Annotated in this window: 26 protein-coding genes and 1 riboswitch; of the genes, 18 read left to right on the top strand and 8 right to left on the bottom strand. The window is 54.2% G+C overall.

The genetic code is table 11. From position 1 onward, the window contains the following. Positions 1-19: 19 nt before the first annotated feature. Both GX030_07945 and GX030_07940 read right to left on the bottom strand, forming a co-directional pair. Positions 20-751, bottom strand: coding sequence for a hypothetical protein (locus GX030_07945; protein NLV92308.1), 732 nt, complete (start codon positions 749-751; stop codon positions 20-22). Positions 752-824: 73 nt separating this feature from the next. Then, on the bottom strand, positions 825-2198 hold the full coding sequence (locus GX030_07940; GenBank protein NLV92307.1) for an HD domain-containing protein: 1374 nt from the start codon (positions 2196-2198) through the stop codon (positions 825-827). Positions 2199-2348: 150 nt separating this feature from the next. Between GX030_07940 and GX030_07935 the strand changes: the two genes are divergently transcribed. The 3 genes from GX030_07935 to GX030_07925 all read left to right on the top strand — a co-directional run bounded on the left by GX030_07935 (position 2349) and on the right by GX030_07925 (position 5171). Further along, entirely contained in the window at positions 2349-3272 is a 924-nt protein-coding gene (locus GX030_07935) for a nucleoside hydrolase (protein ID NLV92306.1), read from the top strand. Positions 3273-3349: 77 nt separating this feature from the next. Beyond that, on the top strand, positions 3350-4024 hold the full coding sequence (locus tag GX030_07930; protein NLV92305.1) for a Crp/Fnr family transcriptional regulator: 675 nt from the start codon (positions 3350-3352) through the stop codon (positions 4022-4024). 76 nt (positions 4025-4100) lie between these two features. Next, entirely contained in the window at positions 4101-5171 is a 1071-nt protein-coding gene (locus tag GX030_07925) for a hypothetical protein (GenBank protein NLV92304.1), read from the top strand. Positions 5172-5182: 11 nt separating this feature from the next. Here GX030_07925 and GX030_07920 read toward each other — a convergent pair whose 3' ends face one another. Then, positions 5183-7216 (bottom strand): DEAD/DEAH box helicase, encoded by a 2034-nt coding sequence (locus tag GX030_07920; GenBank protein NLV92303.1) that lies wholly within the window; start codon positions 7214-7216, stop codon positions 5183-5185. Between the two features lie 209 nt (positions 7217-7425). Here GX030_07920 and GX030_07915 point away from each other — a divergent pair, with 209 nt between their 5' ends. Further along, positions 7426-8241 carry a sugar phosphate isomerase/epimerase gene (locus GX030_07915; protein NLV92302.1) on the top strand — a complete coding sequence of 272 codons (816 nt, stop codon included), beginning with the start codon at positions 7426-7428 and terminating at the stop codon, positions 8239-8241. Between the two features lie 59 nt (positions 8242-8300). Here the strand turns inward: GX030_07915 and GX030_07910 are convergent, their stop codons facing one another. The 3 genes from GX030_07910 to GX030_07900 all read right to left on the bottom strand — a co-directional run bounded on the left by GX030_07910 (position 8301) and on the right by GX030_07900 (position 10714). Further along, a complete protein-coding gene (locus GX030_07910; protein ID NLV92301.1) occupies positions 8301-9797 on the bottom strand; it encodes a LysM peptidoglycan-binding domain-containing protein in 1497 nt (498 codons plus the stop codon). 100 nt (positions 9798-9897) lie between these two features. After that, a complete protein-coding gene (locus GX030_07905; GenBank protein ID NLV92300.1) occupies positions 9898-10356 on the bottom strand; it encodes a hypothetical protein in 459 nt (152 codons plus the stop codon). Continuing rightward, positions 10331-10714 carry an AAA family ATPase gene (locus tag GX030_07900; GenBank protein NLV92299.1) on the bottom strand — a complete coding sequence of 128 codons (384 nt, stop codon included), beginning with the start codon at positions 10712-10714 and terminating at the stop codon, positions 10331-10333. Before GX030_07900 ends, GX030_07905 begins: the two co-directional genes overlap by 26 nt. 170 nt (positions 10715-10884) lie before the next feature. Here GX030_07900 and GX030_07895 point away from each other — a divergent pair, with 170 nt between their 5' ends. From GX030_07895 to GX030_07870, 6 genes are all read left to right on the top strand, one after another. Next, entirely contained in the window at positions 10885-11586 is a 702-nt protein-coding gene (locus tag GX030_07895) for a lipid-binding SYLF domain-containing protein (GenBank protein ID NLV92298.1), read from the top strand. A 74-nt stretch (positions 11587-11660) separates the two neighbouring features. Then, entirely contained in the window at positions 11661-12800 is a 1140-nt protein-coding gene (gene mnmA / locus GX030_07890; protein NLV92297.1) for a tRNA 2-thiouridine(34) synthase MnmA, read from the top strand. Further along, on the top strand, positions 12793-13875 hold the full coding sequence (locus GX030_07885) for a DUF2961 domain-containing protein (protein NLV92296.1): 1083 nt from the start codon (positions 12793-12795) through the stop codon (positions 13873-13875). Before mnmA ends, GX030_07885 begins: the two co-directional genes overlap by 8 nt. 116 nt (positions 13876-13991) lie before the next feature. After that, positions 13992-14528 carry a GerMN domain-containing protein gene (locus GX030_07880; GenBank protein ID NLV92295.1) on the top strand — a complete coding sequence of 179 codons (537 nt, stop codon included), beginning with the start codon at positions 13992-13994 and terminating at the stop codon, positions 14526-14528. A gap of 171 nt (positions 14529-14699) precedes the next feature. Next, positions 14700-15779, top strand: a complete 1080-nt coding sequence (locus GX030_07875; protein ID NLV92294.1) for a DUF362 domain-containing protein — start codon at positions 14700-14702, stop codon at positions 15777-15779. 147 nt (positions 15780-15926) lie between these two features. Next, entirely contained in the window at positions 15927-16823 is an 897-nt protein-coding gene (locus tag GX030_07870) for a LysM peptidoglycan-binding domain-containing protein (GenBank protein ID NLV92293.1), read from the top strand. Between the two features lie 104 nt (positions 16824-16927). Here GX030_07870 and GX030_07865 read toward each other — a convergent pair whose 3' ends face one another. After that, complete coding sequence (locus GX030_07865; protein NLV92292.1) at positions 16928-18100, bottom strand: hypothetical protein; 1173 nt, start codon at positions 18098-18100, stop codon at positions 16928-16930. After that, positions 18097-18792, bottom strand: coding sequence for an ATP-binding cassette domain-containing protein (locus GX030_07860; protein ID NLV92291.1), 696 nt, complete (start codon positions 18790-18792; stop codon positions 18097-18099). Before GX030_07860 ends, GX030_07865 begins: the two co-directional genes overlap by 4 nt. Positions 18793-19311: 519 nt before the next feature. Between GX030_07860 and GX030_07855 the strand changes: the two genes are divergently transcribed. From GX030_07855 to acpS, 8 genes are all read left to right on the top strand, one after another. Continuing rightward, positions 19312-20088: a SigB/SigF/SigG family RNA polymerase sigma factor gene (locus tag GX030_07855; protein NLV92290.1), complete on the top strand. Its 777-nt coding sequence runs from the start codon at positions 19312-19314 to the stop codon at positions 20086-20088. A 140-nt stretch (positions 20089-20228) separates the two neighbouring features. Next, positions 20229-20984 carry a DUF4384 domain-containing protein gene (locus GX030_07850; protein NLV92289.1) on the top strand — a complete coding sequence of 252 codons (756 nt, stop codon included), beginning with the start codon at positions 20229-20231 and terminating at the stop codon, positions 20982-20984. A 61-nt stretch (positions 20985-21045) separates the two neighbouring features. Continuing rightward, a riboswitch (FMN riboswitch) is annotated at positions 21046-21193 on the top strand. 118 nt (positions 21194-21311) lie between these two features. Then, positions 21312-21875: an ECF transporter S component gene (locus GX030_07845; protein NLV92288.1), complete on the top strand. Its 564-nt coding sequence runs from the start codon at positions 21312-21314 to the stop codon at positions 21873-21875. A 111-nt stretch (positions 21876-21986) separates the two neighbouring features. Continuing rightward, positions 21987-22421, top strand: a complete 435-nt coding sequence (locus tag GX030_07840; GenBank protein ID NLV92287.1) for a hypothetical protein — start codon at positions 21987-21989, stop codon at positions 22419-22421. Positions 22422-22565: 144 nt separating this feature from the next. After that, on the top strand, positions 22566-23501 hold the full coding sequence (locus GX030_07835) for a L,D-transpeptidase family protein (GenBank protein ID NLV92286.1): 936 nt from the start codon (positions 22566-22568) through the stop codon (positions 23499-23501). After that, the gene (locus tag GX030_07830) at positions 23501-24886 is read left to right on the top strand and encodes an extracellular solute-binding protein (protein ID NLV92285.1); all 1386 of its coding nucleotides are present in this window, start codon (positions 23501-23503) and stop codon (positions 24884-24886) included. The genes GX030_07835 and GX030_07830 overlap by 1 nt, the downstream gene beginning before the upstream one ends. A 226-nt stretch (positions 24887-25112) precedes the next feature. Further along, complete coding sequence (locus GX030_07825) at positions 25113-26480, top strand: phosphoglucosamine mutase (protein NLV92284.1); 1368 nt, start codon at positions 25113-25115, stop codon at positions 26478-26480. Continuing rightward, positions 26477-26866 carry a holo-ACP synthase gene (gene acpS / locus GX030_07820; protein ID NLV92283.1) on the top strand — a complete coding sequence of 130 codons (390 nt, stop codon included), beginning with the start codon at positions 26477-26479 and terminating at the stop codon, positions 26864-26866. Before GX030_07825 ends, acpS begins: the two co-directional genes overlap by 4 nt. The last annotated feature ends 10 nt before the right edge of the window (positions 26867-26876 follow it).

The following is a 26876-nucleotide window of genomic DNA, read 5'->3' as shown; positions in this document are numbered from 1 at the left end:
TGACCGGAGTTCCTTCTTCTTAATCATCATTTCGAGTGAATTTGCGCAGCAGATCTTGCCAATGTTCCTCACCCATGGCGTCGGCATCCTGCAGCCATTGGGCCAACTCGTTGTCGGTATGTCCTTGCGCCCAAGCCCCGGATTTGCCCCTAGTCTTAGCTTTGGCCTGCGCTTTAGTCCTGGCCTTGGGTCGGGCCGAAGCTCTTTGTGGCTTGACAGGACCAGCGGATTGCTGTTCTTGCTCAAGCTTTTTTTTGTACTGCTCCAACTTTTGCTTCTGTTCCTCCGTTAGGGCCGATAGATCGTCGCTCTTGCGCAGTTGCCGATAGTAGCGCTCAACTGTCATCGGGGAAGCCTCGGTCAGCTGCCGGTGGCGCTTTGGCTTGCCCTTTCCCTTGCTGGGTCGACTCTTGCGATTGGTCTGGGAGGTCTGCTTTTTCTTGGTGGGCAACTGAAGAAAGTTGTGGTCAACGAGCCACTGGTATGCCTTTTCGCCGTTGCTGGAGACCACGAAAACCTCTTGGACTGCCGTTCCGGACTTGCCGATCAGTTTGAGGCCCGTTTCCTGAAAGTACTGAAATTCCAGATGGGGTTGGGACTTCTCCGATGAGGTCCGCCGGGAGATTCTCCCTGGAGTGATGGAGTGGATATGGGGACAAAGGGCGATGGTTCTCAGCAGACTGCCGAGTCCAGGGATGATAGTGTGTTCTGACTTGACACCTCCCTTCCGATACTTATTAGGCATAAGCAAAATTCAGTCCCTTCGCAAGTTGATGGCAACAAGTGCAATAAAGGAATTTATTCGCTATTATCGGTGGGGTTACCTACTTGACAGATTCCGCGGACTCTGCTTGCTGGGCTAGCCCTAGGGCCAGCCTGGATAGATCTTCCCTATTGTTTAGAGACGGTTCGGCCAGCACCGCGTTGAGGAGCTGTTCTAAAATCCTTCCCACCTGGGGCCCGGGACGGATTCCCACCAGTTGCATTACGTCTCTCCCGTCGATGGCCAGATCCCGAAGACCAAAGGCAGATTGCATGGCCAGGGCCTCTTCTACTCGGTTTCTCAGCTGCAGCCAGGCCTGTAACCCTTGATGCATATCGGTGGCCGAAGCGGCAATGTCTGCCTTTCTCAGAAGCAGTAGGTCATGGATATTGTCTTGACCAACCTTGCTGATGAGACGGCGGATAGCTCTATCCGAGGAAAAGCCGTGGAGATTGAACATGTGCCAGCGAATCAGATGGGTGACTTTGTTTATAGTCTTATTATCAAAGCGAAGGCGACGCAGGATCTCGCCGGCCAGAGCCGCACCCTCGACATCGTGTCCGTAGAAGTGAATTCCCTTGGCATCGGTGCTCATACAGCGGGGCTTGGCTACGTCGTGGAGCAGGGCAGCAAGGCGCAGATGAAGCTTTGGTTCAATGCAGGCTGCAGTTTCCAAATTGTGCCCCAAGACATCGTAGCGATGCATTGCTCCCTGGCCGATGCCCTCGCCCTCCAACAATTCTGGAATTATCTCTTCTAGAACCCCATAGCGGTACATTGAGCGCAGCGTGGAACGCAGGTTACTTCCCAAAAGGAGCTTAGCCAGCTCCGCAGCAATTCTCTCTCGACTGATGGGCTGCAGCAACGGGGCTTGCACTGCCTTCAGGGTAGCCCGAGTGGGAGCAAAGCCCAGGGTGGAAGCAAAGCGAAACAACCGCATGATCCGTAGGCCGTCTTCCGCAAAGCGGCGGTGGGGGTCACCTACGGTGCGCAGTCTCTTCCTCCGCAAGTCCCTGATACCCTTGTAGGGATCGATTACCTCCCGGGTCAGGGGTGAGTAGGCAATGGCATTGATGGTAAAATCCCTGCGAGCCAGGTCTTGGCGGATGTCTCGGCTGAAGATAACCTCCTCGGGGCGGCGATGATCCCGGTAGGTGCCGTCCTGGCGCATGGTAGTTACCTCGATGGCCAGCCCCTGGATGATCACGGTAACGGTCCCGTACTTGGCACCGGTAGCGATTACCTTGGAAAACAAGGTGGCTACTTCGTCGGGAAGGCAGTCGGTGGTCACGTCCCAGTCCTGGACGTCCCGACCCAGGATCGCATCCCGAACGGCACCGCCAACGATGTAAGCTTGATAACCGGCCCTGTGCAAAGTGGCGCACAGTTCCTGTACAGGGCCGGGGACAGTGAGGGAAACCCGAGCTGGCAACACGACATTCAACCTCCTAGGGCAGGGTTTGTCAGGATGATTGCAGAAACTCTGTTCTATCAGTGTACACAAGTTTATTGGCCCTTGGCAAATTGTCTTTGCGGACCAATCGGTCCCGCGACGGGAAGCGGCCAAGTATAGGAGTGTGGATGGATGTCTCAAGAGAAGATCCCAGTTCTGTTTGACACTGACATTGGTTCGGATATCGACGATGCAGCCTGTTTGGCCTATCTTCTCAGTGAACCCCGTTGTGAACTGGTGGGAATCACCACCGTTACCGGTGAGGCTGTTGAGAGAGCCAAGCTGGCCAGTGCCCTGTGCAAGGCGGCAGGTCGGGATGATATTCCCATTCACAGTGGGACGGAAAATCCTCTTCTGATTCCTCTAAAGCAGAAGGCGGCACCGCAGAAGGAGAAGCTGGTCAACTGGCCCCACCGGGAGAGTTTTCCCGAAAATACCGCCATTGAGTTTATGCGAGACGTCATTGAATCCCGTCCCGGTGAGGTCACTCTTCTGGCTGTTGGCCCCTTCACCAATGTGGGTCTGCTCTTTGCCACCTATCCAGAGACTGCAGGGAAGCTGAAGCAGTTGGTAGTGATGGGCGGTGTCTTTACCAATCGACCGATGGCCGGTCCCCTAGAGTGGAACGCGATTGGGGATCCCCATGCCACTGCGATTCTGTATAATGCTCCGGTACCCATTCATGTCTCCATTGGTCTGGATGTTACCACCCAGGTGCGCCTGGAAGCTGCCGAAGTCAATCGCCGCTTTGCTGGGGGACTGTTGGATGTGGTGCGGGATATGGCAGAGGTCTGGTTCCGGAACACCTCCGTCCTGACCTTTCATGATCCCCTGGCGGCAGTATCTATTTTCGAACCCGACATCTGTAAGTATCGCCGGGGTGTGGTCTCGGTGGAATTAGTGAGCCAGCGACTTCAGGGGTACACCTATTGGGATTCCACCGAGATTGAGTTTGCCTCTCCCATAGAGCCGGCGGAGCCCGGCAAGCGCCATTACGTCGCGCTGGATGTTGATGTGGAGGGCTTTTTCCGGAAGTATTTTTCGGTGTTTGCCTAACAAGGAAAAGATTTTACCGATAGCAAGGAAGGTCGTTGGTGAGTAGATTAGATCAAACTTTACTGACTGCCGATGAGATCAGGCAGGTGTTGCAGGAAAGCCCGCTCTTTGCCGGCCTTCAAGAGCCGGATTTGACTCCCTTGGTCCAGCTGGCCCGCCCCCTTCGCTTTGATAAGGGTGAGAGCGTGGTGCGGGAGGGAGAGCTGGCCACCGGGTTTTATATCGTGGTTTCCGGATTAGTCAAGGTGTTTAAGTTGTCCCCCGATGGTAAGGAGCATGTTCTCCATGTCTTTGGTGATGGAGAACCCATCGGGGAAGTGCCGGTTTTCTCCGGGAAGAGGTATCCTGCCAATGCCCAGACCCTGGGCCCAGCTGTCCTACTGTATTTTTCCCGGGAGGGGTTTGAGGAGTTGATTTTTCGTCAACCCCAGCTGGCGATGAACATGTTGGCCACTTTGTCTCAGCGTCTGAGGCACTTTGCCGATGTGATAGAAGATTTATCGCTGAAGGAAGTTTCAGCCCGGCTGGCAAGGTATTTGCTGGTGCAATCGAAGGAGCAACACAGTAATGTCGTAAACTTGAGTATCCCCAAAAGTGCTCTGGCCAGTAGTTTGGGGACTATTTCAGAAACCCTGTCCCGCACCTTTGCCCGTTTGCGGGAGTTTGACATCATCAATGTGGATCGCAGGCGAGTGGAGATTCTCGATCCCGAGGGTCTGGCGGCGATAGCTGCCGGCGAAAAGTTATTGTAAGGTGTCATATTGAAAGGACTCCTTCCTGCCGTGGGGAATGTGTGACTGATTTCCCTAGGTATGGAGGAGTCCTACTATGTATTTCAAAGGAGATTGGGAAGAGAGTCAAAGGCGCTGGGAAGCTTGGTGGGAGCATGAGGTAATCGATCGGGTGGTGGTCGCGGTCAAGGCACCCCGGGATCAACCCCTTCCCCACGAACCGGTACCCGAGATTGGTACTGACTGGCGGCGAATGTGGACCGATCCAGAGTACCTGCGGCTGAAGCATGAGGCAATCTTTGCCCAGACCTTCTATGGCGGAGAGGCCTTGCCTCTGTGGTGGATCAATTTGGGGCCGGGGATTATGGCTACTTACCTAGGAGTTGAGCCGGTCTTTGCTGAGTCAACGGTTTGGTTTGATCAGGATCCGCTGATTGCCGATTGGGAGGAACCACCCCCGGTGGCGGTGGATGAGGGTAATCCCTGGTGGCAACTTACCCAGGAACTAGCCCAGACTGCGATAGAAGACGGGAGGGATCGATATATCGTCGGAACTACAGACCTGGGCGGTCCCTTGGATATCGTGGCTTCTCTGCGGGGTACCAGTGCGCTGCTGATGGACCTTATCGATCATCCCGATGCCGTTAGGGATTACAGCCGGCGGATCCTTGAGGTTTGGCATCAATACTACGAACTCCTCGACGAACAAATTCGCCGGGTACAACCAGGCTCCTCGGCTTGGCTGGGGCTGTGGTGCGAGGATACCTGGTATCCGGTTCAATGTGATTTTTCTGCTATGATTTCGCCTCAGATGTTTGCTGAGTTTGTCCTGCCGGACTTGGAGTATCAGTGTCACAGGTTACAGCTGTCCATCTATCACCTCGATGGCCCCGGGCAGATACCCCATCTGGATCTGATCCTGGCTATCCCGGAATTGACGGGAATCCAGTGGGTCCCCGGTGATGGAGAAGCTCCCGTGGATAGCCGCAAGTGGCTGCCAATCTACCACCGAATCCAGGCCGCCGGGAAAAACTTGGTCCTCAATGGTGTTCGGAAGGAAAACATCCCCTGGCTGCTGCAGGAGCTAAAGCCGGAAGGGTTGTATCTGAGCCTTTCCTGTGAAACCCAAAGGGAGGCCGAGGAGGTGCTCCAGCTGTGCCAGCTGTGATCAGTGTGGTCTTAGAGGTGGACTTGTACCACATCTCGGTCCAGCTTGGCGATACACACCGATAACTTCTTGTGGATATCGGCCCCGTCGGCAGGCAGGGCCCCTTGAATCTGTCGGGCCAGGTCGATGGCTTTGCGGCACACACTGACAAAGTCCCCTTCCGAGATCGGGTATTGCTTCAACAGGTTGCGCATCGACATGCCTCGGGCCCAATCGGCCACCACTTGACCAATTTGCGGTTGAATGGAGATCTCTGCTTGCAGTTGGCGCAGGTGGTCTGCCTGCCGGATACGATCGATGACCAGCGATACCGCCGGCAGCCAGTTTTGAGCCTTCGTTTGACGCAACTGGTCTTCCGGTTTTCTTTCGTAGACGATGGCCGCCAAGAGGGAACAGATTTCTTCGGGCTTGAGCCGATTCAATACCCCTTGGAACAATAGCTCTGTGACCAGGATTTCTTGGACGAAAATCCCGCGACAGGTCTCGCCTCGAGGGGTGAGTTTCTGGTCCGATACGAAGTTGAGCTCCCTTAACAGCGCTAGCTTTCCGTCAAAGTCTTCCTTGAGCAGGGTGACGGGGTCCAGCTCGCCGCTGGCTGAAATGTGGTCGCCTTGGCGATATTGATAGGCCGCCAGGGTGTTGGCAAAGAGAGCTTCGATTTCACTGGGAGTAAATCGAGCCAAGAGATTAACTACTGTATTAAAACGTAGGGCTACCTTGCTGGTGATGGCTTCCAGTTTGGTATCCTCCCAATCCGGTAGGGCTGCTCCCTGGACTTCGGAGTCGTTGACCAGGGTAATTACCGTACCTTGCCGATCCAGACCCCGTCTTCCCGCCCGTCCAGCCATTTGGAAGTATTCCTGTTGGGTCAACAGCCGTCGCCGCTTGCCATCGAATTTGTAGAGGGAATCAAAACAGACACACTTCACCGGCATATTGACACCTACGGCAAAGGTCTCCGTCACGTAGAGTACCCGCAGCAGCCGTCGGGACAGGAGCTCTTCCACGATTTCCTTGACAATGGGAAGAAGGCCGGCGTGGTGCACTCCAATTCCCCGGGACCATTGGGCTTGCAGCTGATTCAAGTTGGGGATATCGTCGCGATTGATACCCCGATCCTGGATAGTTCGGCGCACGGTAACTTCCACGGCTCGCTTTTCCTGGGGCTTGAGGAAATTGACGGAACGGGCTAGCTGCTCGGCCCTGGCTTCACATCCCCGGCGACTAAAGACAAAGTACAGGCAGGGCAAGAGACGCTGGCCAATGACGTAGTTGATCAAATCCAGGTGGTGGGAGCTGCCAAAGGACTGGTGCCAACCCCGTTCCCAATACCGGTCCTCCACCGGGATGGTGCCTGCCTTGGGATCAAATTCATCGGAGGCAAAGTGGGCCACCAACTCCCTGTGGGTGACGGGCTGGTTATCCCCGGTGAAGTACAGGTGCTGCAGGGGAACGGCCCGCTGATCATGACTGACCACGGCAATGGGTCGATGCACCCTTTCTATCCAGTTAGCGATCTCGGTGGCATTAGGGATCGTCGCCGATAGTCCCAGAATCCCCACGGATTTTGGCAGCAACAAGATCGCCTCTTCCCACACAGTACCCCTTTCTGGATGGTCCAGGTAGTGGATTTCATCGAAAACAACCCAGCCTAGTCCATCGGGTAGTCTGTCTTGCATCAACATGTTCCGCAGGACTTCCGTGGTCATTACTACCAGACTGGCATTGTTGTTTTCAGAGACATCCCCGGTGACAATCCCCACCTGGTCCCGGCCAAACTGGCGGGAAAACTCCTGGAATTTCTGGTTAACCAGCGCTTTGATGGGCGCGGTATAGATCAATCTTCCCCCTGCCTTTAGGGTCATATCTACTAAGTAGTCTGCGATCAGAGTTTTTCCGGTACCTGTGGGGGCACAGACCAGGAGAGAGGTGTCCTTGCGCAGGTACCAGACGGCTTGGCGTTGAAATTCATCGAGTACCAAGCCCCGGAACTGATAGAGCAGATCGCTTTGGGATCTATTCCTCTTCTTTCTTTTCTTAGGCAATTTAACTACTCCTTCGACAGTCTACATGTCATCTTAGTTTGCGATATCAGAAGCAGAATCCTGCAGTGGGATTCTCCGGCAACGGAGGTCCCTCCAGGGGCGAGAAAGAAGGAGGCTAAGGGAGAGCCAATAACATATTAAGAAGGCTAACAACTTGTTTGGGAGGGAGGAAGGCGTTTTCCTGAGGCCAAGGGGAGAGCGCCACAGCAATGAAAATATCCTTTACAACTTTGGGTAATCCCAATTGGACTTGGGAACACACCCTTGAGCAGGCCCAGGGGATGGGTTACGACGGCATTGAGATTCGGGGCGTCGAAGGTGAGATGAACCTGCCCAAGGCTCGTCCCTTTCTGCCGTCGAATCTGTCCCAGACCAAGGCTCAGCTGGGGGATTTGGGTCTAACCGTCTGCTGTTTGGGAACTTCCTGTCGCTTTGATGACACCGACGGGGTGGCGGCCAATATCGATCTAGGCAAAGCCCACATCGATTTAGCTGCTGAGCTAGGTTGCCCCTATATTAGAGTCTTCGGGGACAGAATTCCATCGCCGGACCTGCGGCCCAAGATCGTAGAGCAGGTGGCCGGAGCCTTGGTCAAACTGGCTGACTACGCCCGGGGAACAGGGGTTACCGTGCTGCAGGAAACCCACGGCGACTTTTCCCGCAGCGAGGATATCCTCGAAGTAATGACTCTGGTCCAGCGGGATGAAGTCAAGGTTTTATGGGACATCCACCATCCCTATCGCTTCTTTGGTGAGCAGCCGGAAGAAACCTGGGAGCGGTTAGGTTCCTACGTCGCCCACACCCATTGGAAGGATTCCCGGGGGACTAAGGAGGACTTCCAGTACTGTCGCATCGGCGAAGGCGACGTACCGGTTAAGGCTGTTCTCAAGCTGTTGAAGGATAACGGATACGCCGGCTGGTTGTCTCTTGAGTGGGAAAAACAGTGGCACCCAGAGCTGGAGGAACCGGAACTGATCTACCCCCATTATCTCAAGACAATGCGGGATTATTGGGAAGAGGTGTAAGAAAACTAAGGCAGAAGGCTATAGGCCCTCTGCCTTATCTAATGGTTCTTTGTGCCCCTCTATGGCAACGCGGGCTTTTGGATCTGGAGGCGATCCGCCAGCAGGGGCCATAACTGCGGGAACATGCCGTAGACATTCCACAGGCTGATGCCGGCTAGTTGATACTCTTCTGCGGTCTCCAGTTTGGCCTCGATACTGCGGGCATCCTCTAGCCAAACCTCTCGCTCTTGCCCGTCGATGGTATAACGGTAAAAGGGGGATTGGGCCACTTCGTCGTACTGGATAGGCACTCCTTGATCGATGGTTTGCCGGACTGCTTCCTGGACGGAGAAGGTGCGAGCTCGGGTTCCCTGCACCCAGGGAATGGCCCAATCTCGGGCATAGACAGGAACTCCCATCCAGATTTTCTCCGGGGGAATTTCGGTAACCGCGTAATCCAATACCCTTCTTACTTGGTTCAGGGGGGCAATGGCCATGGGTGGTCCTCCTTGCCAACCCCATTCATAGGTCATTAAGACCACATAGTCAGCGATTTCCCCGTGGGCAGGGTAATCGTGGGCTTCGTAGAGAAGACCTACTTGGTCGGCGCTGACCTTGGGAGCGAGAGCGCTGGTCAGCAGGAGTCCTTCGGGCTCTAGAGCCGCCCTCAGGTTACGCATGAACTGATTGAAGGGTTCCCGATCTTCGGGAAATACGTACTCAAAGTCAATGTTGATTCCGACATAGCCCCGGGTCAGCATCTCCGTTACCAGTTGCTCGATGAGATTCTGCTGAGCCTCTGGGTTGTTGAGAATCTCATGGGCCCGCTGGGAATTGAAGCCTGCCCCGACGATATTGGTTAAAGTCAGCAAGGGTCCGATCCCTTGAGCCAAAGCAGCTTCAATGGCCGGTCGGTCATTGATGGTGTTTAAGGTTCCATCGGGTTGGAATGTATAGCTGAAGATCGACAAATAGCTGAGGGCATAGCCGATTTGATTAACCCGTTCTCGGTCCGGCGCGCCCTGGGCGGTGATATATCCGTTGACAATTGCCGGATAGCCGTCGCCTCCGGGGACCGGTGGCGGCGTGGGAGCGGGAGTGTCCCTTGGGGGAATCAGCAGGGTCTGTCCCGGGTAAATCAAACTGGGATCGGCTAGGTCGTTGAGTTCGATAAGATCGGAGAGGGAAACTCCAAACCTTTGGCTGATAGACCAAAGAGTGTCCCCCGGCTGAACCACGTAGGTGGTTGGCTCCGGGGGTGGTGCCGCTCCGGGAATGATCAGCACTTGGCCGGGGAAGATGCGACTGGGGTCCGGTATGTCGTTAAGGCTGAGGATATCCTCAATAGTGACGCCAAAGCGGCGGCTGATGGCCCACAGAGTATCTCCCGGCTGTACGGTGTACTCAAAGGTTGGTGGCTGCGGCTCATCCTCCGTCGGGATCAGGAGAGTCTGCCCCGGAGTCAAGCGATCGAGATATGGTGGGTCGTTCAAATCGATTATTCTCTGCAGCGGGACGCCAAATCTTTGGGCGATGGCCCATAGGCTGTCTCCAGGCCTGATTTCATAGATCTGCAGCAAAGCTACACCTCCCAAAGGGTGACAAGGTAGTTAACTTCACTGCATTATATGGACTTTGCTCCTATTTGGTCACCGCACTTTCGGTCCCGCAGGTGAACTACCTCTCGAGCAGGTAGCGGAAAAACCGGTCTGGATTATTGAGAAAGTCTCGGGTGAGTCGAACGGAGTCCACGTCGTCGAAGGCAGTGACCTGGGGTGGAAGGGAGTCAAAGCTGTAGATTTTGGCATTGGGATAGGCCATCAGCAGGGGAGAATGGGTGGCAATGATAAACTGGCTGTCCTGCTGCACCATTTCCGATAGTAGACCCATGAAGGCTAATTCCCCATTGAAGGAAAGGGGCGTTTCTGGTTCATCGAGGAGATACAATCCCCCTGGAACAAATCGGGCTTGAAATACCTTAAGAAAGGTTTCGCCATGGGAATTGGCGTCAAGATCGGTGCCGTAACGTTCTTCCCAAGCATACAAGGACTTGCGATAGGGGGCTCGGGCCAGGGTCAAGGCCAGCTGGGAACGGCCTTGGTATCGAGCATCAACGGCCTCTAGTTCCTCGAGCATCGCTGCTCGCTCCTGGGCCAATCGCCTGGTAAAACCGAAAAAAATCCTCGGCTCGGAGGAAGAAGCCCCGTTGCGGTCGCCGGTTCCACACCATCTGCAGATACTGAGCAAATTGGCGGTGGTTGGCCAGCGTCGGATCGGTGTTGAGATCTTCGCTGCCGATAGTAACTAAGTTGGCGGCTATGGCCATGGCTTCCAAAAGCGTTGACTTACCGGAGCCGTTGTCACCGACGAAGATGGTTACGGGGCAGTCAGTTTCCAGGGAGTCAAGGAGCTGCACTACCGGCAGGTTGAAGGGGAACTGATCCTGTAACTGTTGGGGAATGGGCTTCTTCTTGACGGCGCGAAGGAAGTTCACCGGGATTCACCTCATAGTTGGCAAATTTGTATTCTAATATCCAAACTATAACATATTGGTAACACTAAGGACAACAAGACCCAGTAGCAGCGAAGCCCTGGGTCCTCTCTTTGCAGGAGGGGTGTCGTGGGTGTTGAACTATTACTGGGGTGAAAGTTGGAGGTGCCTAGATGCTTCAGGCAAGAAGGATGGGGCCCATAGCCCTTCTATTAATTCTGTTGGTAACAATCAACTTCATGGGCGGCCTGGGTCGGGCTCAGGCCAGTTCTGGCCAGGAGCGCATCGCTGATGGGGCCAAAGTCCTCAAAGAGATGCAGATGCAAAGCGATGTGCAGATGCTCCTTGAGCTTTTGCAAAGGGCTGAAGGGGTGGCCATTTTCCCCTCGGTGGTCAAGGCTGGGTTGATGCTCGGGGGCCAATACGGAGAGGGCCTAGTGATGCGCTACGATGCTGGGACAAAGACCTGGTATGGCCCCAGTTTTGTCACGCTTAAGGGTGTATCCTATGGAATGCAATTTGGATTGCAGTCCACGGCTTTGGTTCTAGTGATCACCAACGAGCAGGGAATGGACAGCTTTCTTCGGGGCGATAAGGTTACCTTGGGCGGAGACTTGTCGGTGGCTGCCGGGCCCTTGGGACGCCGGGCGAGCCTGGGGACAGACCTGGACCTGAAGGCCTCGATTTACAGCTACTCCCTGAGCAAGGGCATCTTTGCTGGGATTTCCCTCGATGGTTCTGCTATAACCGTCGATGAAGAGCTCAATGACGAATTTTGGGGAGAAGCTTTGACTGCCAAAGAGATACTGAGCAACAAGACCACTCCCACTGCACAACCCTTGATTGCTGAACTGGAAACCATGTTGAACCAGTAGTCGGTACAAAAATGGTCGCCCAGGGACTATACTAGGGATAGCCGTTGTTGGGTTTCTTGTGGGAGGTTATTTAGATGAAGAAAAGTCCCAAGGATACCAAAGTGGTAGTGGGAATGTCCGGGGGAGTGGATTCCTCGGTAGCCGCTCTGCTCTTGAAGGAGCAGGGCTATGATGTGATTGGTATTTTCATGAAGAATTGGGATGATACCGATGAATTTGGGGTTTGTACCGCTGACGAAGACTACTATTATGTGCGGCGAGTATGCCAAACCATCGGTATTCCTTACTATACAGTGAATTTTGAAGATGAGTATGAAGAGAAGGTGTTCCAGTACTTTTTGGACGAGTATCGGGCGGGAAGGACTCCGAATCCCGATGTGATGTGCAATCGCGAGATTAAGTTTGGAGAGTTTTTGCAGAAGGCTCTACAGTTGGGGGCCGATTACGTGGCGACGGGACACTACGCCCGTTTGGAAGAGTGCAAGGACGGAATTCGGTTGCTGCGGGGAGTCGATGACAACAAGGACCAAACCTATTTTCTCTACCTGCTTAACCAGGACCAATTGTCCCGGGCGATGTTTCCCATTGGCCACCTTCCGAAAAGACGGGTAAGGGAGTTGGCCCAAGAGGCGGGCTTGCCTACGGCAGCGCGCAAGGATAGTACTGGAGTGTGTTTTATTGGCGAGAGAAACTTCAAGGAGTTTCTCAGCAACTACTTGCCGGCTCAACCCGGAGAGATTAGGACCTTGACCGGTGAAGTGGTGGGCAAGCATGATGGATTGATGTTCTACACCTTGGGGCAGCGCAAGGGCTTGGGGATTGGTGGTGGCTTTGGAGTGGACAACCAGCCCTGGTTTGTGGTGGATAAGGATTTGGCCAGCAACGTTTTATATGTTGCCCAGGGCAATGACCACCCGGCGCTGTATTCTGCTGGACTGTTGGCCACTAACGTCCACTGGATTGCCGGCCAAGCGCCGGATTCAGTGTTTCGGTGTTCCGCTAAGTTTCGTCATCGTCAGCCTGATCAGGAGGTTACGGTCCACCTTCAGGCCGATGGCAACTGTATCCTGGTCTTTGACCGACCGCAACGGGCGATTACTCCCGGACAAGCGGCGGTGCTGTATCAAGGAGAGGTTTGTTTAGGTGGAGGAACCATTGAGCGAGCATACCGAGAGAAGGAGCAAATCCCAATAGGAGGAGAGGTCCATGTATAAGTTCAACGGTTTGGGCATGGGACTGGGGAGTTTAGCCCGGCTGTCCTACGCCAAGACTCGGTCCATCAGCGCGGAAAACTTCACCGGGGAAAAGGGCAAGGGAGGGATGGCCACCGAGGGCACCGGAGCCAACGCCGCCAGGGATTTAGGACAGGGATGGAAGGTATCACCGTCTATTAGCATTCCACCCCATGAGACAGTCACCTTGGCGGAAATTGAGGGGCCGGGGGCGATTCAACACATCTGGATGACCACCTTCCCGGGCAATTGGCGCAAATTAGTCCTTCGCTTTTACTGGGACGATGAGGAAAACCCATCGGTGGAGACTCCCTACGGTGACTTCTTCGCCAACGGCTGGTGTCAGCGGTGTAACGTCAATTCCTTGCCGGTGGCGGTGAATCCCGCCGGGGGTATGAATTCCTACTGGGAAATGCCTTTCCGCAAGTCGGCGCGGATTACCATTGAAAGCCTCAGCGATGAACCCGTCATTCTATATTACCAAATCGACTACACCCTGACCGATGTTCCCGAGGACATGGGCTATTTCCATGCCCAATGGCGAAGGAGTAACCCCTTGCCCTACAAGGAAGTCCACACCATTTTAGATAACGTCAAGGGCCATGGACATTATGTAGGCACTTATATCGCCTGGGGCGTCAACAACAACGGTTGGTGGGGTGAAGGCGAAATCAAGTTTTACCTCGATGGCGACAAGGATTGGCCCACGATCTGCGGAACGGGAACGGAAGACTACTTTGGAGGCGCCTGGAACTTTGAGCATCCCAAGGGCGAGTACGGTATCTACTCTACCCCCTTCTTGGGATTGCCCCAGGTGATTAAACCCGATGGACTCTATCAAAGTCAGCAGCGCTTTGGCATGTATCGCTGGCACATTATGGATCCCATTCGTTTTGAACAGGATTTGCGGGTCACAATTCAGGCTCTAGGATGGCGTTCCGGCGGTCGCTATCTGCCGCTGCAGGACGACATCGCCTCGGTAGCCTTCTGGTACCAAGCTGAGCCCCACGTGCCCCATCCACCGCTTCCCGATAGAGACTACCTGGAGGTCATTTAGCCCCGTCCCAGGCTAAACTGATAGGAATTGCTGCCTGAGTCGGTGACAGGATGTTGTATACTGACAATAAGTTGCTAGTCAAGTTGCACCCTGGGCAGCAATACGGAGGGGTAGATATGGGCGAAAAAAGGACAAGATGGATAGTAATGGGAGCCTTGGCCCTAGTGCTCTTGGCTCTCATTCTCTGGGAGGCAGGTCCCAACTGGCTTCGCCGCTCCGTCGATGAGCCGGTGGAGCAAGAGGTTGAGTTAACCCTGTACTTTACCAATTCCGATGCCACTGGATTGGCCCCGGAAAAACGTACAGTGATTAGGAAAGATCAATCCTTGCCGGAGTTAGTAGTTAACGAATTGATTAAGGGTCCCACGGAGCCGGGATTGGGACGAACCATCCCCGAGGGAACCAAACTCCTTAGCGTTGAGGTTCGAGACGGGATTGCCTACACGGATTTTTCTGCCGAGATGCAGACCAATCACTGGGGCGGTTCCACCGGTGAAACGATGACGCTGTTCTCGCTGGCTAACTCATTGTCGGAGCTGGAGGGAGTGCGGGGATTCTTTCTCTTGATTGAAGGCAAGCCAGTGGAATCCCTCGCAGGACATTGGACCACCGATGTTCCCTTTGAAAGGGACGAAAGCAAGATTCAGCCATAGAGACCAGTGGCAAAGATGAATAGGGAAGAATCACCCCGTCGAGTATCGACGGGGTGATTGATGTCCCGACCATATCCCCCCGTTTTCCTGGATACTCCTTAAGAAGGGTTTAGTTGGTATAACAGCGAATGATGTTGCAGACCTAATCTTCATAATGGAAGGATGTTGTTTGTGGCCAGTAAGGTTTGGTTCATTCCCGTCAAGGACGGTGAAAGTCGGGAGTCCATTGCTGCCAAAGCTCGGCGGGTAGTGAAGGCAGCAGGAGCCTATGATATTGTCAATCCCGGTGAATATGTTGGGGTCAAGATGCACTTTGGTGAACAAAGGGGCGTCGGTTTCATCAAGCCCGAGTACATTCGACCCCTGCTGGATGATCTGAAGGCAGCCCAGGGGAAGGTGTATTTGACCGATACCAACACTTTGTACAAGGGACGCAGATTTAACTCGGTAGATCATTTGATGCAGGCCTACGACAATGGTTTTACCCCGGACAAGGTGGGCGTTCCCGTTATTATTGCCGATGGACTTCTATCGAAGAACTATACGCAAGTAGAGATTGAAGGCAAGTACTTTACCAGTGTTAATATTGCCAACGACTTTCTCCATGCCGATGTAGTATTTGTTCTGTCCCATCCCACTGGTCACGTGGCTGCGGGCATGGGAGCCGCCATCAAGAATGTGGCCATGGGTGCCGCCAGCAGAAGCGGCAAACAAATGCAACACTCCGACATCCAACCGGAAGTGGATCGAGAGGTCTGTACTGCCTGTGGTCTCTGCATTAAGTGGTGTCCCGTGGAAGCTATTTCCATGGTAGAGGGCAAGGCCCAAATTGATCTTGAGGTCTGTTATGGTTGTGCAGAGTGTCTCACTACCTGTAAGTTTGACGCCATTGAAAACAAAGGCGAGGGTAGCACCCAGAAGCTGCAGGAAAAAATGGCTGAGTTTGCCTACGGCGCCCTCAAGGAGAAGGAGGGCAAGATGTTCTTTGCCAATTTCCTGATTCACGTTACCAAGAACTGTGACTGTGACAGTCGCGCTCAAGAGAAGGTAGTGAGCGATATTGGGATCTTGGCCTCCTACGATCCGGTAGCCATTGACCAAGCTACTGTAGACCTTTTGACCAAGGCCCATGGTGGCGATTTGCTCCAGGAGCTGTGGCCAGAGAACGATTACAATTTCCAAATCGCCCATGCTGAAGGGTTAGGTCTGGGAAGTCGCGAGTACGAGCTAATTCCTGTTGATGAGGACTAACAAAGGGATATAGGTTATTGCGAGGTGGGTCTATTAGGCTCGCCTCGCTTTTTTGTCACCAAAGGACCATCGACACATATCATGTAGGGAACAAACTCTTAGGTACCCGATCCTATATCAGGCGGAAAGGAAGTGTTGTCGATGGTGATGTGGTCACAGGTCCCGCCCTGCCCGGGAGGACGGCTGTACACAATTCGGTCGGGAGACTCCATGTGGGCCATCGCCCGGGAATTTGGCATACCTTTGGCAGACTTGTTAGACGCCAATCCCAACGTTGATCCCGCTAATTTGGTGGTGGGCAGTCAGATCTGTCTTCCGGGAATCGCTCCCGAACCCGACTGCCCCGGGGGACAGTTGTATACCATTCGCGCAGGAGATACCTTCTACCAATTGTCTCGACGCTTTAATGTTTCCCTCGATGATTTGCTGGCAGCCAACCCTGGGGTCGACCCCAATCGGTTACAGGTGGGTCAAGTCATCTGCATTCCTGGGATGGCTCCGCCGCCCAAGGAGTGTCCGGGTATACTGTACACCATTCGCAGCGGGGATACTTTCTATTCCCTGGCCCAACGGTATGGCGTCACAGTGGATTTGATTATCCAATACAACCCCGGTATTGATCCAATGCGTTTGCAGGTGGGTCAGGTAATCTGTATTCCCACGGAGGTAGGACCTCCTCCAAGCCCCGAACGCCGGTGTCTGGTGCTGACAGTTTCTGAGCTGGAGGCAGTGGCCGACGTCGAGGCCTGGGTACTGCTCAATGACGTCGATGATACGGTGATTGGCATCATGGATAATGCTCCGGCTCCTGAAGAGCTCGATGGCGATGCGACTCAGTATGTATTGTGGCTGGAGGATGCAGCGGGCGATTACATTTCTGGGGCTATGAGCCTTGTCTCCGGTGGACTGTACGTGGGGAGGATAGAAACGGAAAATCCCAGCACCAGCTTCGTGGCCGTGGAGATCACTGCCGAGCCCGACATTATTGGCGACGAACCAGGCAATATCCCAGTGGCCAGTGGAGTTATTCCAAACAATATGTAAAAAGGAGAGGTGTTCGTTAGTGGCGCACAGGCTAGGCAGTCGGGTTCGCATCGATGGGATGCGAAGCTTTGACTGCCTAGGCGTGTTGTCGTGGGAAATGTCGGTTAGATTCCCGGCGCTATATTGGAGCCGTGATTGAGGTCGGTAGAATCCGGTGCGGCTCGGCTGATTTGCTGCTCTTGGCCGAGGAAATCAAAGAGATCTGGGGTTAGGGCCTGACTCCAACGATATAAAGCGGCAAATATTGGGGCTAGTCCTAGAAACAGTGATGGCGCTATCGTCCCCCAGGGGAGGGTGTAAGCCAGCCCCCGGGAGGATAACCACAGGCGGCCTATACCTACGGAGCCCGCCAGTCCAAGGACCAGTCCGAAAACCCAACCTAAGCCGCCGCAGAGAGCAGCTACTGCTAGGGGACGAAACAGCGAGGGACCTAAGGAATGGTAGTACACTTTGGCCAAAGCCTGCTCCGTTGCCAGTAGGGCACTCTGGGATCTGCTGGCCCAGGATAAACCAATGGTCATCAGTGCTAGTAAGGTAACTAGACTCATGGGCAGGGCTAGACGGTAGGTTCGCATCCGTTCGTGCTGTAGGTGTTGAAAGTACTCCGGTGACAGGATTCGAATCAGTCCATGGCCCGCTAAGACCGCCTGCAGTTCTTCTGCCAATTGCCTAGCCTCCATTTCCGGGGAGTGTACCAGGAGAACCGGTTCTTGGATCGGCAGACTAGCGACGGTTTCTAAGGTAGCCAATCCAAAGGGGATTGGTCCGGTAACCACTCCCTCTACTAGAAAGGAAAAGGGTTCTTGGTAGGGATTGGCATTCTCGAACTCATCACCGACCCTGAGGTTAGTTGCCGCCAGGAAGGACTCCGGCAGGTACATCCCACCGGGCTCAGAGCCATCTTCTTGGGGCAGGACCCCTTCGGTGGTGCTTCCTGTATGGGCCAACAGGGCCTCGGTATCCTCCGGTGATAGTCCATACACCGGCAAGAGCGCCGTTTCTCCTCCCAACAGCGGGTAGGATAGGTGAGCCACCGCTGCAGGAATCACATCCACCGTGAGCTCGGGCAGCGCGGCGTGAATATCTGAGGGAGTCACTTGCCCCGATATTTCCACCCAGTAATCGGCCCTTGTCTCCAGCCAGGCCTGGGTGACGGGGTTGACGGTCAACAGCAGACTTCCCATTGCGATGAAAGCAACGGCAGTGGCAGTGATCAGCGCAGGCAATAGCAGTGCTTTGGCCCGGCGATTAGCGTACAATCCGAAAGTGAATCTCATTGCATCACCTCCCTGGGTGTTGCTTGTCCTTCATCATTTTTTGGGGTCGTCATCGACATCTTTGGCTCATGGAGCTTGAGTAGCAGAAAATCTTGATTTTCTCCGCAAGGGGGAAGAGCCGCTTCAGTGGTGATGACGATCAGTTTGTGTTCCCTGGCAATTCGCTGCAAGGAGATATATAGTGCTTCGGCATCCTGGGCATCTAATCCACCGGCGGGTTCATATCCCAGCAAGACCTTGGGATTCAGCCTTAGACTTCGACCTACCGCCACTAGCCTTCGCTCCAGGGGAGAAAGCTCATGGGGCATCCGTCTTTCGGGACTATTTACTCCTAACTTCCGCAGTAAAATCTTGGTCCTTTCGATGGTAATCCCGGTGAAATTGACCTCTGGAATAAGGCAGTTCTCCACGGCGGTGAGATAGTCCAGCAGCAGATCGTTCTTAGCTATGTAGCGGAATTTCCTCTCGTGGATTTCCCGACGCTGCTTGGGTTTCATTTGGGAAAAGTTCATGTTGTCGAGGCTGATGGCGCCCTTGGCCGGAAGATCTTCACCGGAAAGCACCCGGAGCAAGCTCTGGCGAATTGCTGGACTTTCGCCATAGACAATGGCCACTTGCCCGGAACTAACACTGAGATCGTATTGTTGGGTGCATCCCATGAGGGTAACCCCGTTCATCTCTAAAGTTGACAAAACCCTGACCTCCCAATGGTGGACGTGTCCATGGTTCACATAAATCTCTATGCTGCATAAGTTAGCATGATGCCTGAGCTCACAGGCTTGACCTTTTACTCTTTTCGGCGCAGGGATAGACCTTTTCCTGCCCTGCTCATCGTAATCTGGAGCTGAAATCCTTTCACCGGCAGCAGCTAAAAGCAGCAACGAATTAGTAACAATTATCGCTATCTAAAGTTCTTGAAGGGGAAAATCGCGGATGGAATCCGGTTTTTCCTGCAAAAACGTCGGGTTTATGCGAAAAGGCATGTTGCAAAGATGTGAAATCGCTATTATTAATAGTAACGACTATTGACAACCAATATCTGGGACTGTATACTTGTAGTACAGTTGGAAGAACTACTTAAATACGGCAGGTTAACCAGGAAGGAAGTCCATCGAGCGCCTCCTCTTTAGGGGCAGGCTTGCGACCTGGACATCTTCAGTCACTGAGAGGTGAGTGAGGGGAAATCATCTATTGCAGAAGGAGGATGGAGCATGGCTGAAATGCAGTACATAAGAGACAACTCGGACTTTCAGAGACCTGTGGAGACTTCGGACGGCTATCGCGAAGAGCTTTCCGATGAAGCCCTTGACCAGTTGGTTGAGAAGTACTATGGCTTGGTTCAATTTCTGGCTCGTAAGTTTGAGGGAAGGGGCGAACCGCTAGATGATTTAGTCCAGGTGGGAATGATTGGTTTGCTCAAGGCGATTCAACGCTATGACTCAAGCCGCGGTGTCAAGTTCGAAACTTATGCTACTCCGACAATCGTGGGCGAGATTAAGCGCCACTTCCGTGACAAAGCCTGGAATCTAAAGGTACCTCGGGGAGTCAAGGACTTAAGTCTGAAACTGCAACAGGCCAAGGCAAGCTACGTCAGTGAGTATGGGCGCACTCCATCCCGTGACGAGATGGCGGAGATACTGGGTGTTTCCAGTGAGAAGATTGAGGAAGCGGATCGGGTAGTCAACAATCGCTTTCCCCTATCCTTGGATGGCACTCTAGGCTCTGGTAACGATGAGGATAGCGGCACCTTCTACACCTATTTAGGTCAAGATGATGAATCCTTCGATTACGTCATCGAAAGTCTCAGTCTGCAGGATGCCCTGGTGTCACTGGACGAACGGGACAAAAAGATCCTATTCCTACGGTATTTTGAGGAATTGTCTCAACAGCAGGTAGGCGAGCAGCTGGATTTATCTCAAATGCATGTGTCGAGACTGGAGCGAAGGGCGATAGATAAATTACGAGAAGCGGCCAATAAGGTATCCTAGGCGGTGGTGACCTAGGCCCATGGGGCAGCAAAGAGTATCTTTAGATTACACAGGCAGGGGGCTACCCCTGCTTGTGTGATCTAGGGGAAGTATGGTAGGCTAGGGGCAACAGAGGAAAGTCCAAGGAAGGTGGCCTAATCATGGGAAACCGACGTCCTTTGCATATCCTAGGATTTACCCTGCTGATTTTCGCTCTGGTAGCCGGTGGGGTCTTGGCCGAAGCGAAGCTGCAGCTGGTGATCAAGCCTGAGCCTGAAGAGCTTACTGTGGAAGTATGGACAGACCGGGGCAAACATGACGCTGATTATTATGTGGGTGAGCCGGTCCGTCTATATGTTCGCACCTCCGATGATGCCTACGTGACCTTGTATTGCGTCATGCCCAACGGTAGGGCGGAGTTGATTTTTCCCAATGCCTATGATCGAGACAATTACCTGCAGGCAGGAGAAACGCTGATAGTTCCCGGGGGAGATTATCGGCTGCAGGTGGTGGGCCCTAGTGGTAGAGAGATAGTGCGGGCGATAGCCACGGAATATCCCATTACCTTTCCTCGGGATTGGTTCTCCCAAGATCGGGATACTCTGCAGAGGCAGATTGAAACTAGGCTCTCTCAGTCGGAAACGCGGTGGGCCACAGATTGGGCTAGTATCAACGTGAGGCAGGGACGCCGGGCCACTGCCACAATCAAGGTGCACTCCTATCAAGAGGGAGTTAGGCTCTATGTCGATGGCCAGTACCACGGAACTTTGCCGGAAACCGTTGAACTGACCCCGGGCCCCCATGAGTTAGTCGCGATGAAGGAGGGGCACCGGGTGAAGGTGCGTCAATTTCACGTCTTCGGACAGGAGCAGAAATCCTGGAGCGTGCGGTTGGAGCCCCTGGGCAAGCCCAACTAGATTTTTCCAGTGTTGACATCGGCCCGTGGGATTGATATATTCAACTTGAACAAAATACATTTAGCGTCTTCGGGGCAAGGTGAGAGGGTTAGTCCCTCAATTCCTGACCGGCGGTGTGACTTGTTGAGTCGAGTCCGCGAGCCATCGATGATGGTTGATCTGGTGTGAGTCCAGAACCGACAGTACAGTCTGGAAGGGAGAAGACAACGGCACAACGCTGGTTTGTTGTGTCCTGTGGTGCATGTGGACCAAGCCTCCGAGGATTTTCGGGGGCTTTTTTGCTGTCCCAATGTCCCGTAAGGCCAGCTTCCAGGAGGAGTTTAGAACATGGATCTGCGCAAAAAGGTGTTTCTTGGCTTGTTGTCGGCAATGGCTTTCTTGTTGATGTTTCTCATCGAGTTTCCAATTCCACCCTTTCCACCCTTTCTCAAGTACGATCCCGGTGATGTTCCCGCACTCTTTGCCACTTTGGCTATGGGCCCCTTGGCCGGCAGCATTGTGCAGTTGGTAAAGGCTGTTCTGTTCTTCTTGTCTGGCAAGTCCACGGCAGGGATTGTCGGAGTGACCGCCAACTTCGTGACGGGAGTGAGCCTGGTGCTGGGCTTCGGTTGGGCCTATCGGGCTATGGCTAAAGCCCGTCTTGGAATCCGCTTTGGAGTGGCCTGCCTGTGTGGTGCCATCAGCATGACCTTTCTGATGGCCCTGGGCAACTACTTCATTTTTCTCCCCTTGTGGGGAGTAACTCAGGATCAGCTCCTGGAGTTTGTGCTTACCATCACCGTTCCCTTCAATCTAGTGAAGGCAATTATTACCACGATTATTTCCTGGGTGTTGTATGCTGCCTTAATCAGTCGGGCCAGTGTGCGATCCTTTTTCCTTCGAGAACTGTAGCGGTTAGTTTATCCTTCTAGTCCCCCAGGAAAAAGGGAAGCCTATCCCGGTGGCGAAGGCCAGATTGGGATGAAATAGGTTGTCCCGAAAACGTTGATGGGGGACTGGTCAATGCGTGTTAATATCCTCTTCAGTCAAGTGGGGCCAATTCCCAAACTAGCAGACCTTTTGGCTAAGGCCTTGGCGGAGAATGGTAACGTACAGGTTACCACCACTCCGGCAGACACCCAAGGAACCCGGCCCATTCCCTGTGCCGCGTATGATTTGGTGATTTTGGGCTGTCCCACCCTGGGATGGCTTGGCGGAAAGCTTCCACCGGATCTATCGGCAGTATTGCCTCGCTGTACCGGTCTAGATGGGAAGACTGCGGCGGCCTTTGTCAACAGCCGGATCCTCGGCTCTGTTAAGTCCCTGCGTACGGCAATGGGGCTTCTGGAAAAACAGGGAGCGATGGTTGAAGATTTTGCTGCCATCGGTGGAGCCGATGATGCCTCCATCTTTGCCGAGAGATTGGTGCGGTTGCTGGAGCGGCGCCGGCAAGGGTAATCCCCTTGGCTAATTTGACCATTGATTTAGCCATAAACAGCGCTATAAGGCCCCTGAGAAAGCCTGGGACACAAGGCATAGTTATGCCCTGTGTCCCATAGTATTTTTAGAACCTATCGTTAAGCAGTGGAGGGGGAGTTGCTGTTGAGGCAGCGGAGGGTCTATTGGCTGCTTGCCGTGGTTGGTTGTGTAGTAGCAGTGATGGTGCAAGGGGCGTGGGGTGCCGGTACCGTAAGCCTCAAGAACGCCACCTGCGAAACGGATCGTGTCTTGTTCTTGACGGAACCGGTGATGACCGGTCGGGATGTCGAGGAACTACAAGCAGGGTTACAGGAGCGTGGCTTTTTTCAAGGAGCGATCACCGGTCGCTTCGATGGGGCTACAGAGGAAGCAGTGAGACGCTTTCAAGAAGAAGCCGGATTGCCTGTCGACGGGCGGGTTGATTCCGACACCTGGGATGCACTGGCTGCATCCTTTGATCGGCCCGCGGTTACGAAGTCAGCTCCGCCCACGGGGGAGTTGATCATCCTAGTGGATATTCCCAAGCGGGAACTGCAACTTTATTCCGATGGTCAGATTTACAAGACTTACCCCATCACCGTGGGCTCCAGCAAGACGCCTTCGCCCATTGGCGAATGGAAAATCGTCCACAAAGACAAGCACTGGGGAGGGGGCTTTGGCACTCGCTGGATGGGAATCAATGTCCCCTGGGGCATCTATGGAATTCATGGCACGAATAAGCCTTGGCACATTGGCGATGCCGAAAGCGCCGGCTGTTTTCGGATGCTCAACCACGACGTGGAAGAGCTCTACGACTGGGTGCCCATCGGTACTCCGGTGATAGCGATAGGTCCGGTAGACCCTGATTTTCCCAAGCGAGTTCTGCGTCGGGGTAACAGCGGGCAAGACGTGGTCTTCCTGCAGCTGGCCCTGCGCAACATGGGCTTTTCTCCCGGGGTGGCCGATGCTCGCTTCGGTCCCGATACAGAAGAGGCCGTCAAGGCTCTCCAGGCACACTACGGGGTGGCCGTCGACGGGATCGCTGGCCCGGATACCTATTACCTCTTGGAGGTGAAGTGATGGATAGAACTAGGTGGTGGGTCTATCTCGGGGGCCTGGTGGCGCTGTTGGCCCTTTTCGTCCTTGGCTGGAGAATATGGTTTCGGCCGGAGATCATTATCGATCCCAGAGCTAAAATCGATGTCAATCAGGACTATCAGTTGGTATTATGGGATGAAATCTTTCCCGCCTCTCCGGAAATAAAGGAGGAACAGGAACGGGCAATTCGCCAGGCAATCCGAGAGTTTCAGCGAGTTTATCCTAATGTCGATGTCGAGCTCAAGTTGTGGCCCCAGGGACAATTGCTGCCGGCCTTGGAGACGGCCATAGCCGATGGGCGGCCACCGGATGTGGTGATGCTGAGCTCTGCCCAGCGGCATCCCTTGCAGTTGCCAATAACCAAGTTTGCCGAGAGCTTGGGCGAGGTGGAGTACTTTGCCCCCGTTTGGGAGCGGATGCAGTTCAATGGTGATTATTGGGCCTGGCCCAGTTGGAGTGAAGTGCGGCTCTTAGCTCTCAACCAACGGCTGTTGGGGAGAAGTTTCCACGATGTGTTGACCGCCGGTGATGGCAGCGAAGGGTATCGAGCCCTTTGCCTTGATCTAACGGGCCTGATGGAAAGGGCTGCCGGCGTTGGCACCCAGCCTGCCCTGGTGCTGCAAGGTGGGACCGGCGAGGCCTTGGCCCTGATCCTAGAGGGTCAAGGGGCTCCCCTTCTTATGGAGGATGGTGTGGTGGGCTGGACCCAGTCGGTGATCGCCGATACCGCCGAGCAAATTTCTCTGTGGTTTTCTCGGAAGGTAATTACCACTGCCGCGGGGGATTTCCTCGAGAAATTCTACACTGGAAACTCACCGATTATCGGGCCGGTGGGCCCTTGGGTGTTGGGTAAAATTCCCAAGCAGCGGTGGTCTAACACCGCTCCTGGTGCTAACGACATTGCCTTCCTTCCCTTTCCCTGTCAGTCCACTTGGGGACCGCCTGAACCCATCGACCATCGGGTCGCGATTTTCCGGCAATCTCCCTATAAAGGAGCAGCTCATACCCGGTTGGCTGCAGACTTTGGCCGGTTGTATGCCAAGTATATGGGAATCTTCTATTCCGTAGTTCGCTACGGTGTGCCTAGCTATCAACCTTTGTTGGGGATTTGGAGCGACCAACTGAAGCTAAGTTCCTTGCAGCAGGCTGGGCTTTTGGCTGCCTGCAGTGGCAGAGCTCGGCCCAGGTTGACGCCTGAATGGGAAGGGCTAGCGAAAAAGCTATTAGATGAAGCGGTACTGCCCGAGGCCACTGCTTTCCTATCCGGTGGGATCTCTGCCCAAGAGTTGGCCGCCAATCTTGCCGATGAAATTGAGCGAGGGGTGCAAAGCCTCAGACAGCAACAGGAGCAGAAACAGCGACACTAGTTGCGCAGATACCTCCCGTGACAGCCCATGGCAGGAAATGATTGTCACAGCGCAGAAGAACCGAAAAAGAAACCAAGACTAGTAGTAAAATAGCGGTTGATTAGTCCCTTAGCCATGGGCCCTGGGGGGAATAATAGGCCCACCCATAGGGAACCGCAGACAGATATCGTGGCAAATCGCCGGTCCTTCCTTGGTGTAACTTCCGGCGATATGGAGGTATGTCAGTATGGGAAAGATGTTTGGCACCGATGGGGTTCGGGGAGTAGCCAACGGGGATCTCACTCCAGAGCTAGCCTTTCAGCTGGGAAGGGCAGGAGCCTGGGTTCTGACCCAAGGCAAGAGCTCCCGGCGGGAGCGCCCCCTCATTGTGATCGGGCGAGATACTCGAATTTCCGGTGACATGCTGGAAGCGGCGATGGTTGCAGGATTTACATCCGTCGGAATAGATGTAGCAAGACTGGGGATTGTGCCTACTCCGGCCGTTGCCTACTTGACCCGGCATCTGGAAGCTGATGCCGGGGTTATGATCTCTGCTTCACACAATCCCGTTCCCGATAATGGAATTAAGTTCTTTACCTCCGACGGGTTTAAGCTACCCGATGAAACCGAGGCGGAAATTGAAGCATTGGTGACTGCTACTTTGCGGGGCTCCGGTGACATCCCTCGTCCCGTCGGTGAGGGAGTGGGGCGAGCCCGGGAATACACGAAGGCCACCGAAGACTATGTCAACCTGCTAATCCAAACCGTTAATCACAGACTAGATGGAATGCGGATCGTGGTTGACTGCGCCAATGGCGCTGCCTTTGAAGTTGCTCCGGAGGTCTTAACCCGGTTGGGGGCAGAGGTAGTGGCAATCAATACCGGCAGCAGCGGTAAGGACATTAACGTCAATTGCGGCTCGACCTATCCTCAGGTCCTTCAGGCCGCGGTCAAGGAGTATGGAGCCGATGTGGGCATCGCCCACGACGGCGACGGGGATCGGGTGATCGCGGTGGATGAGCAGGGCCAGATTGTCAATGGTGACGGCATCTTGGCCATATGTGCCATTGAGCTGATGAGCCGGGGTCAATTGGCGAAGAACACCATTGCCGCCACGGTGTACAGCAATCTCGGCCTCAAGAAGGCCATCGAAAAGCACGGCGGTAAGTTGGTGGTAACGCCTAACGGTGACCGGTATGTTCTGGAGGCGATGCTGCAGCAGGGCTTGGATCTCGGTGGTGAACAATCGGGACATATCATTTTCCTCCGGCATAACACCACCGGCGATGGTGTGCTAACGGCCCTACAGTTGTTGGCGGCAGTGAAAGGGAGAAACCAACCGCTGTCGCAGCTAGCCCAGGTGCTCACCCCCTTCCCGCAGCTCTTGCAGAACATTTCCGTGAGGGACAAACGCTGGGAAGATCGTGAGGTCATTTGCCGGACCATAGAGCAGGCAGAGGCGATGCTGGGAACCGAGGGCAGAATCTATGTGCGAGCATCGGGCACGGAACCGGTGATTCGAGTGATGGGAGAGTCCTCAGACGAGGACTTGCTCCGAGAGGCAGTGGACATGATCAGCAGAGTAATCAAAGCGGAATTGGGGGCAGACCGTTGATTCTCGGGATTGGTACTGACATCATCGAAATCGACCGCGTGGGCCGCGCCTGGACAAGGAAGGGTACTCGGTTTGTGGACAAGATCTGTTCTCCTCGGGAAGCTAAGTACATACTGCGGGGAAATCAGAAGGCGCAGTGGGAGCGAATGGCCGCCCGCTTTGCCGGGAAAGAGGCGGTGATGAAGGCCCTAGGCACCGGCTGGCGACGGGGAGTGGCTTGGCGGGAAATTGAGATCCTCCATGAACCCAGCGGCCGTCCCTATGTCAACCTTCTGGGAAAGACTGCGCAGTTGGCAGAGAAAATGGGGATTAAGACCTTTCATATCAGTATGTCCCACAACGATAGCGTGGCAGTAGCCTATGTGATTGCTCTAGGTGATAGCTAAAGGGAAGTTG

It is taken from the genome of Bacillota bacterium, assembly GCA_012727955.1.
Classification (GTDB): Bacteria; Bacillota; Limnochordia; order DTU087; family JAAYGB01; genus JAAYGB01.
Note: the sequence above shows the minus strand (reverse complement) of the source record. Positions and strands in the feature narration are given on the sequence as shown.

Excerpts from the sequence above, each read along its gene's own strand:
- GX030_07935 (NLV92306.1), top strand. The coding sequence starts at position 2,349 with ATGTCTCAAGAGAAGATCCCAGTTCTGTTTGACACTGACATTGGTTCG.
- GX030_07925 (NLV92304.1), top strand. The coding sequence starts at position 4,101 with ATGTATTTCAAAGGAGATTGGGAAGAGAGTCAAAGGCGCTGGGAAGCT.
- GX030_07915 (NLV92302.1), top strand. The coding sequence starts at position 7,426 with ATGAAAATATCCTTTACAACTTTGGGTAATCCCAATTGGACTTGGGAA.
- GX030_07905 (NLV92300.1), bottom strand. The coding sequence starts at position 10,356 with ATGCTCGAGGAACTAGAGGCCGTTGATGCTCGATACCAAGGCCGTTCC.
- GX030_07895 (NLV92298.1), top strand. The coding sequence starts at position 10,885 with ATGCTTCAGGCAAGAAGGATGGGGCCCATAGCCCTTCTATTAATTCTG.
- mnmA (NLV92297.1), top strand. The coding sequence starts at position 11,661 with ATGAAGAAAAGTCCCAAGGATACCAAAGTGGTAGTGGGAATGTCCGGG.
- GX030_07885 (NLV92296.1), top strand. The coding sequence starts at position 12,793 with ATGTATAAGTTCAACGGTTTGGGCATGGGACTGGGGAGTTTAGCCCGG.
- GX030_07880 (NLV92295.1), top strand. The coding sequence starts at position 13,992 with ATGGGCGAAAAAAGGACAAGATGGATAGTAATGGGAGCCTTGGCCCTA.
- GX030_07870 (NLV92293.1), top strand. The coding sequence starts at position 15,927 with ATGTGGTCACAGGTCCCGCCCTGCCCGGGAGGACGGCTGTACACAATT.
- GX030_07865 (NLV92292.1), bottom strand. The coding sequence starts at position 18,100 with ATGAGATTCACTTTCGGATTGTACGCTAATCGCCGGGCCAAAGCACTG.
- GX030_07855 (NLV92290.1), top strand. The coding sequence starts at position 19,312 with ATGGCTGAAATGCAGTACATAAGAGACAACTCGGACTTTCAGAGACCT.
- GX030_07850 (NLV92289.1), top strand. The coding sequence starts at position 20,229 with ATGGGAAACCGACGTCCTTTGCATATCCTAGGATTTACCCTGCTGATT.
- GX030_07845 (NLV92288.1), top strand. The coding sequence starts at position 21,312 with ATGGATCTGCGCAAAAAGGTGTTTCTTGGCTTGTTGTCGGCAATGGCT.
- GX030_07840 (NLV92287.1), top strand. The coding sequence starts at position 21,987 with ATGCGTGTTAATATCCTCTTCAGTCAAGTGGGGCCAATTCCCAAACTA.
- GX030_07830 (NLV92285.1), top strand. The coding sequence starts at position 23,501 with ATGGATAGAACTAGGTGGTGGGTCTATCTCGGGGGCCTGGTGGCGCTG.
- GX030_07825 (NLV92284.1), top strand. The coding sequence starts at position 25,113 with ATGGGAAAGATGTTTGGCACCGATGGGGTTCGGGGAGTAGCCAACGGG.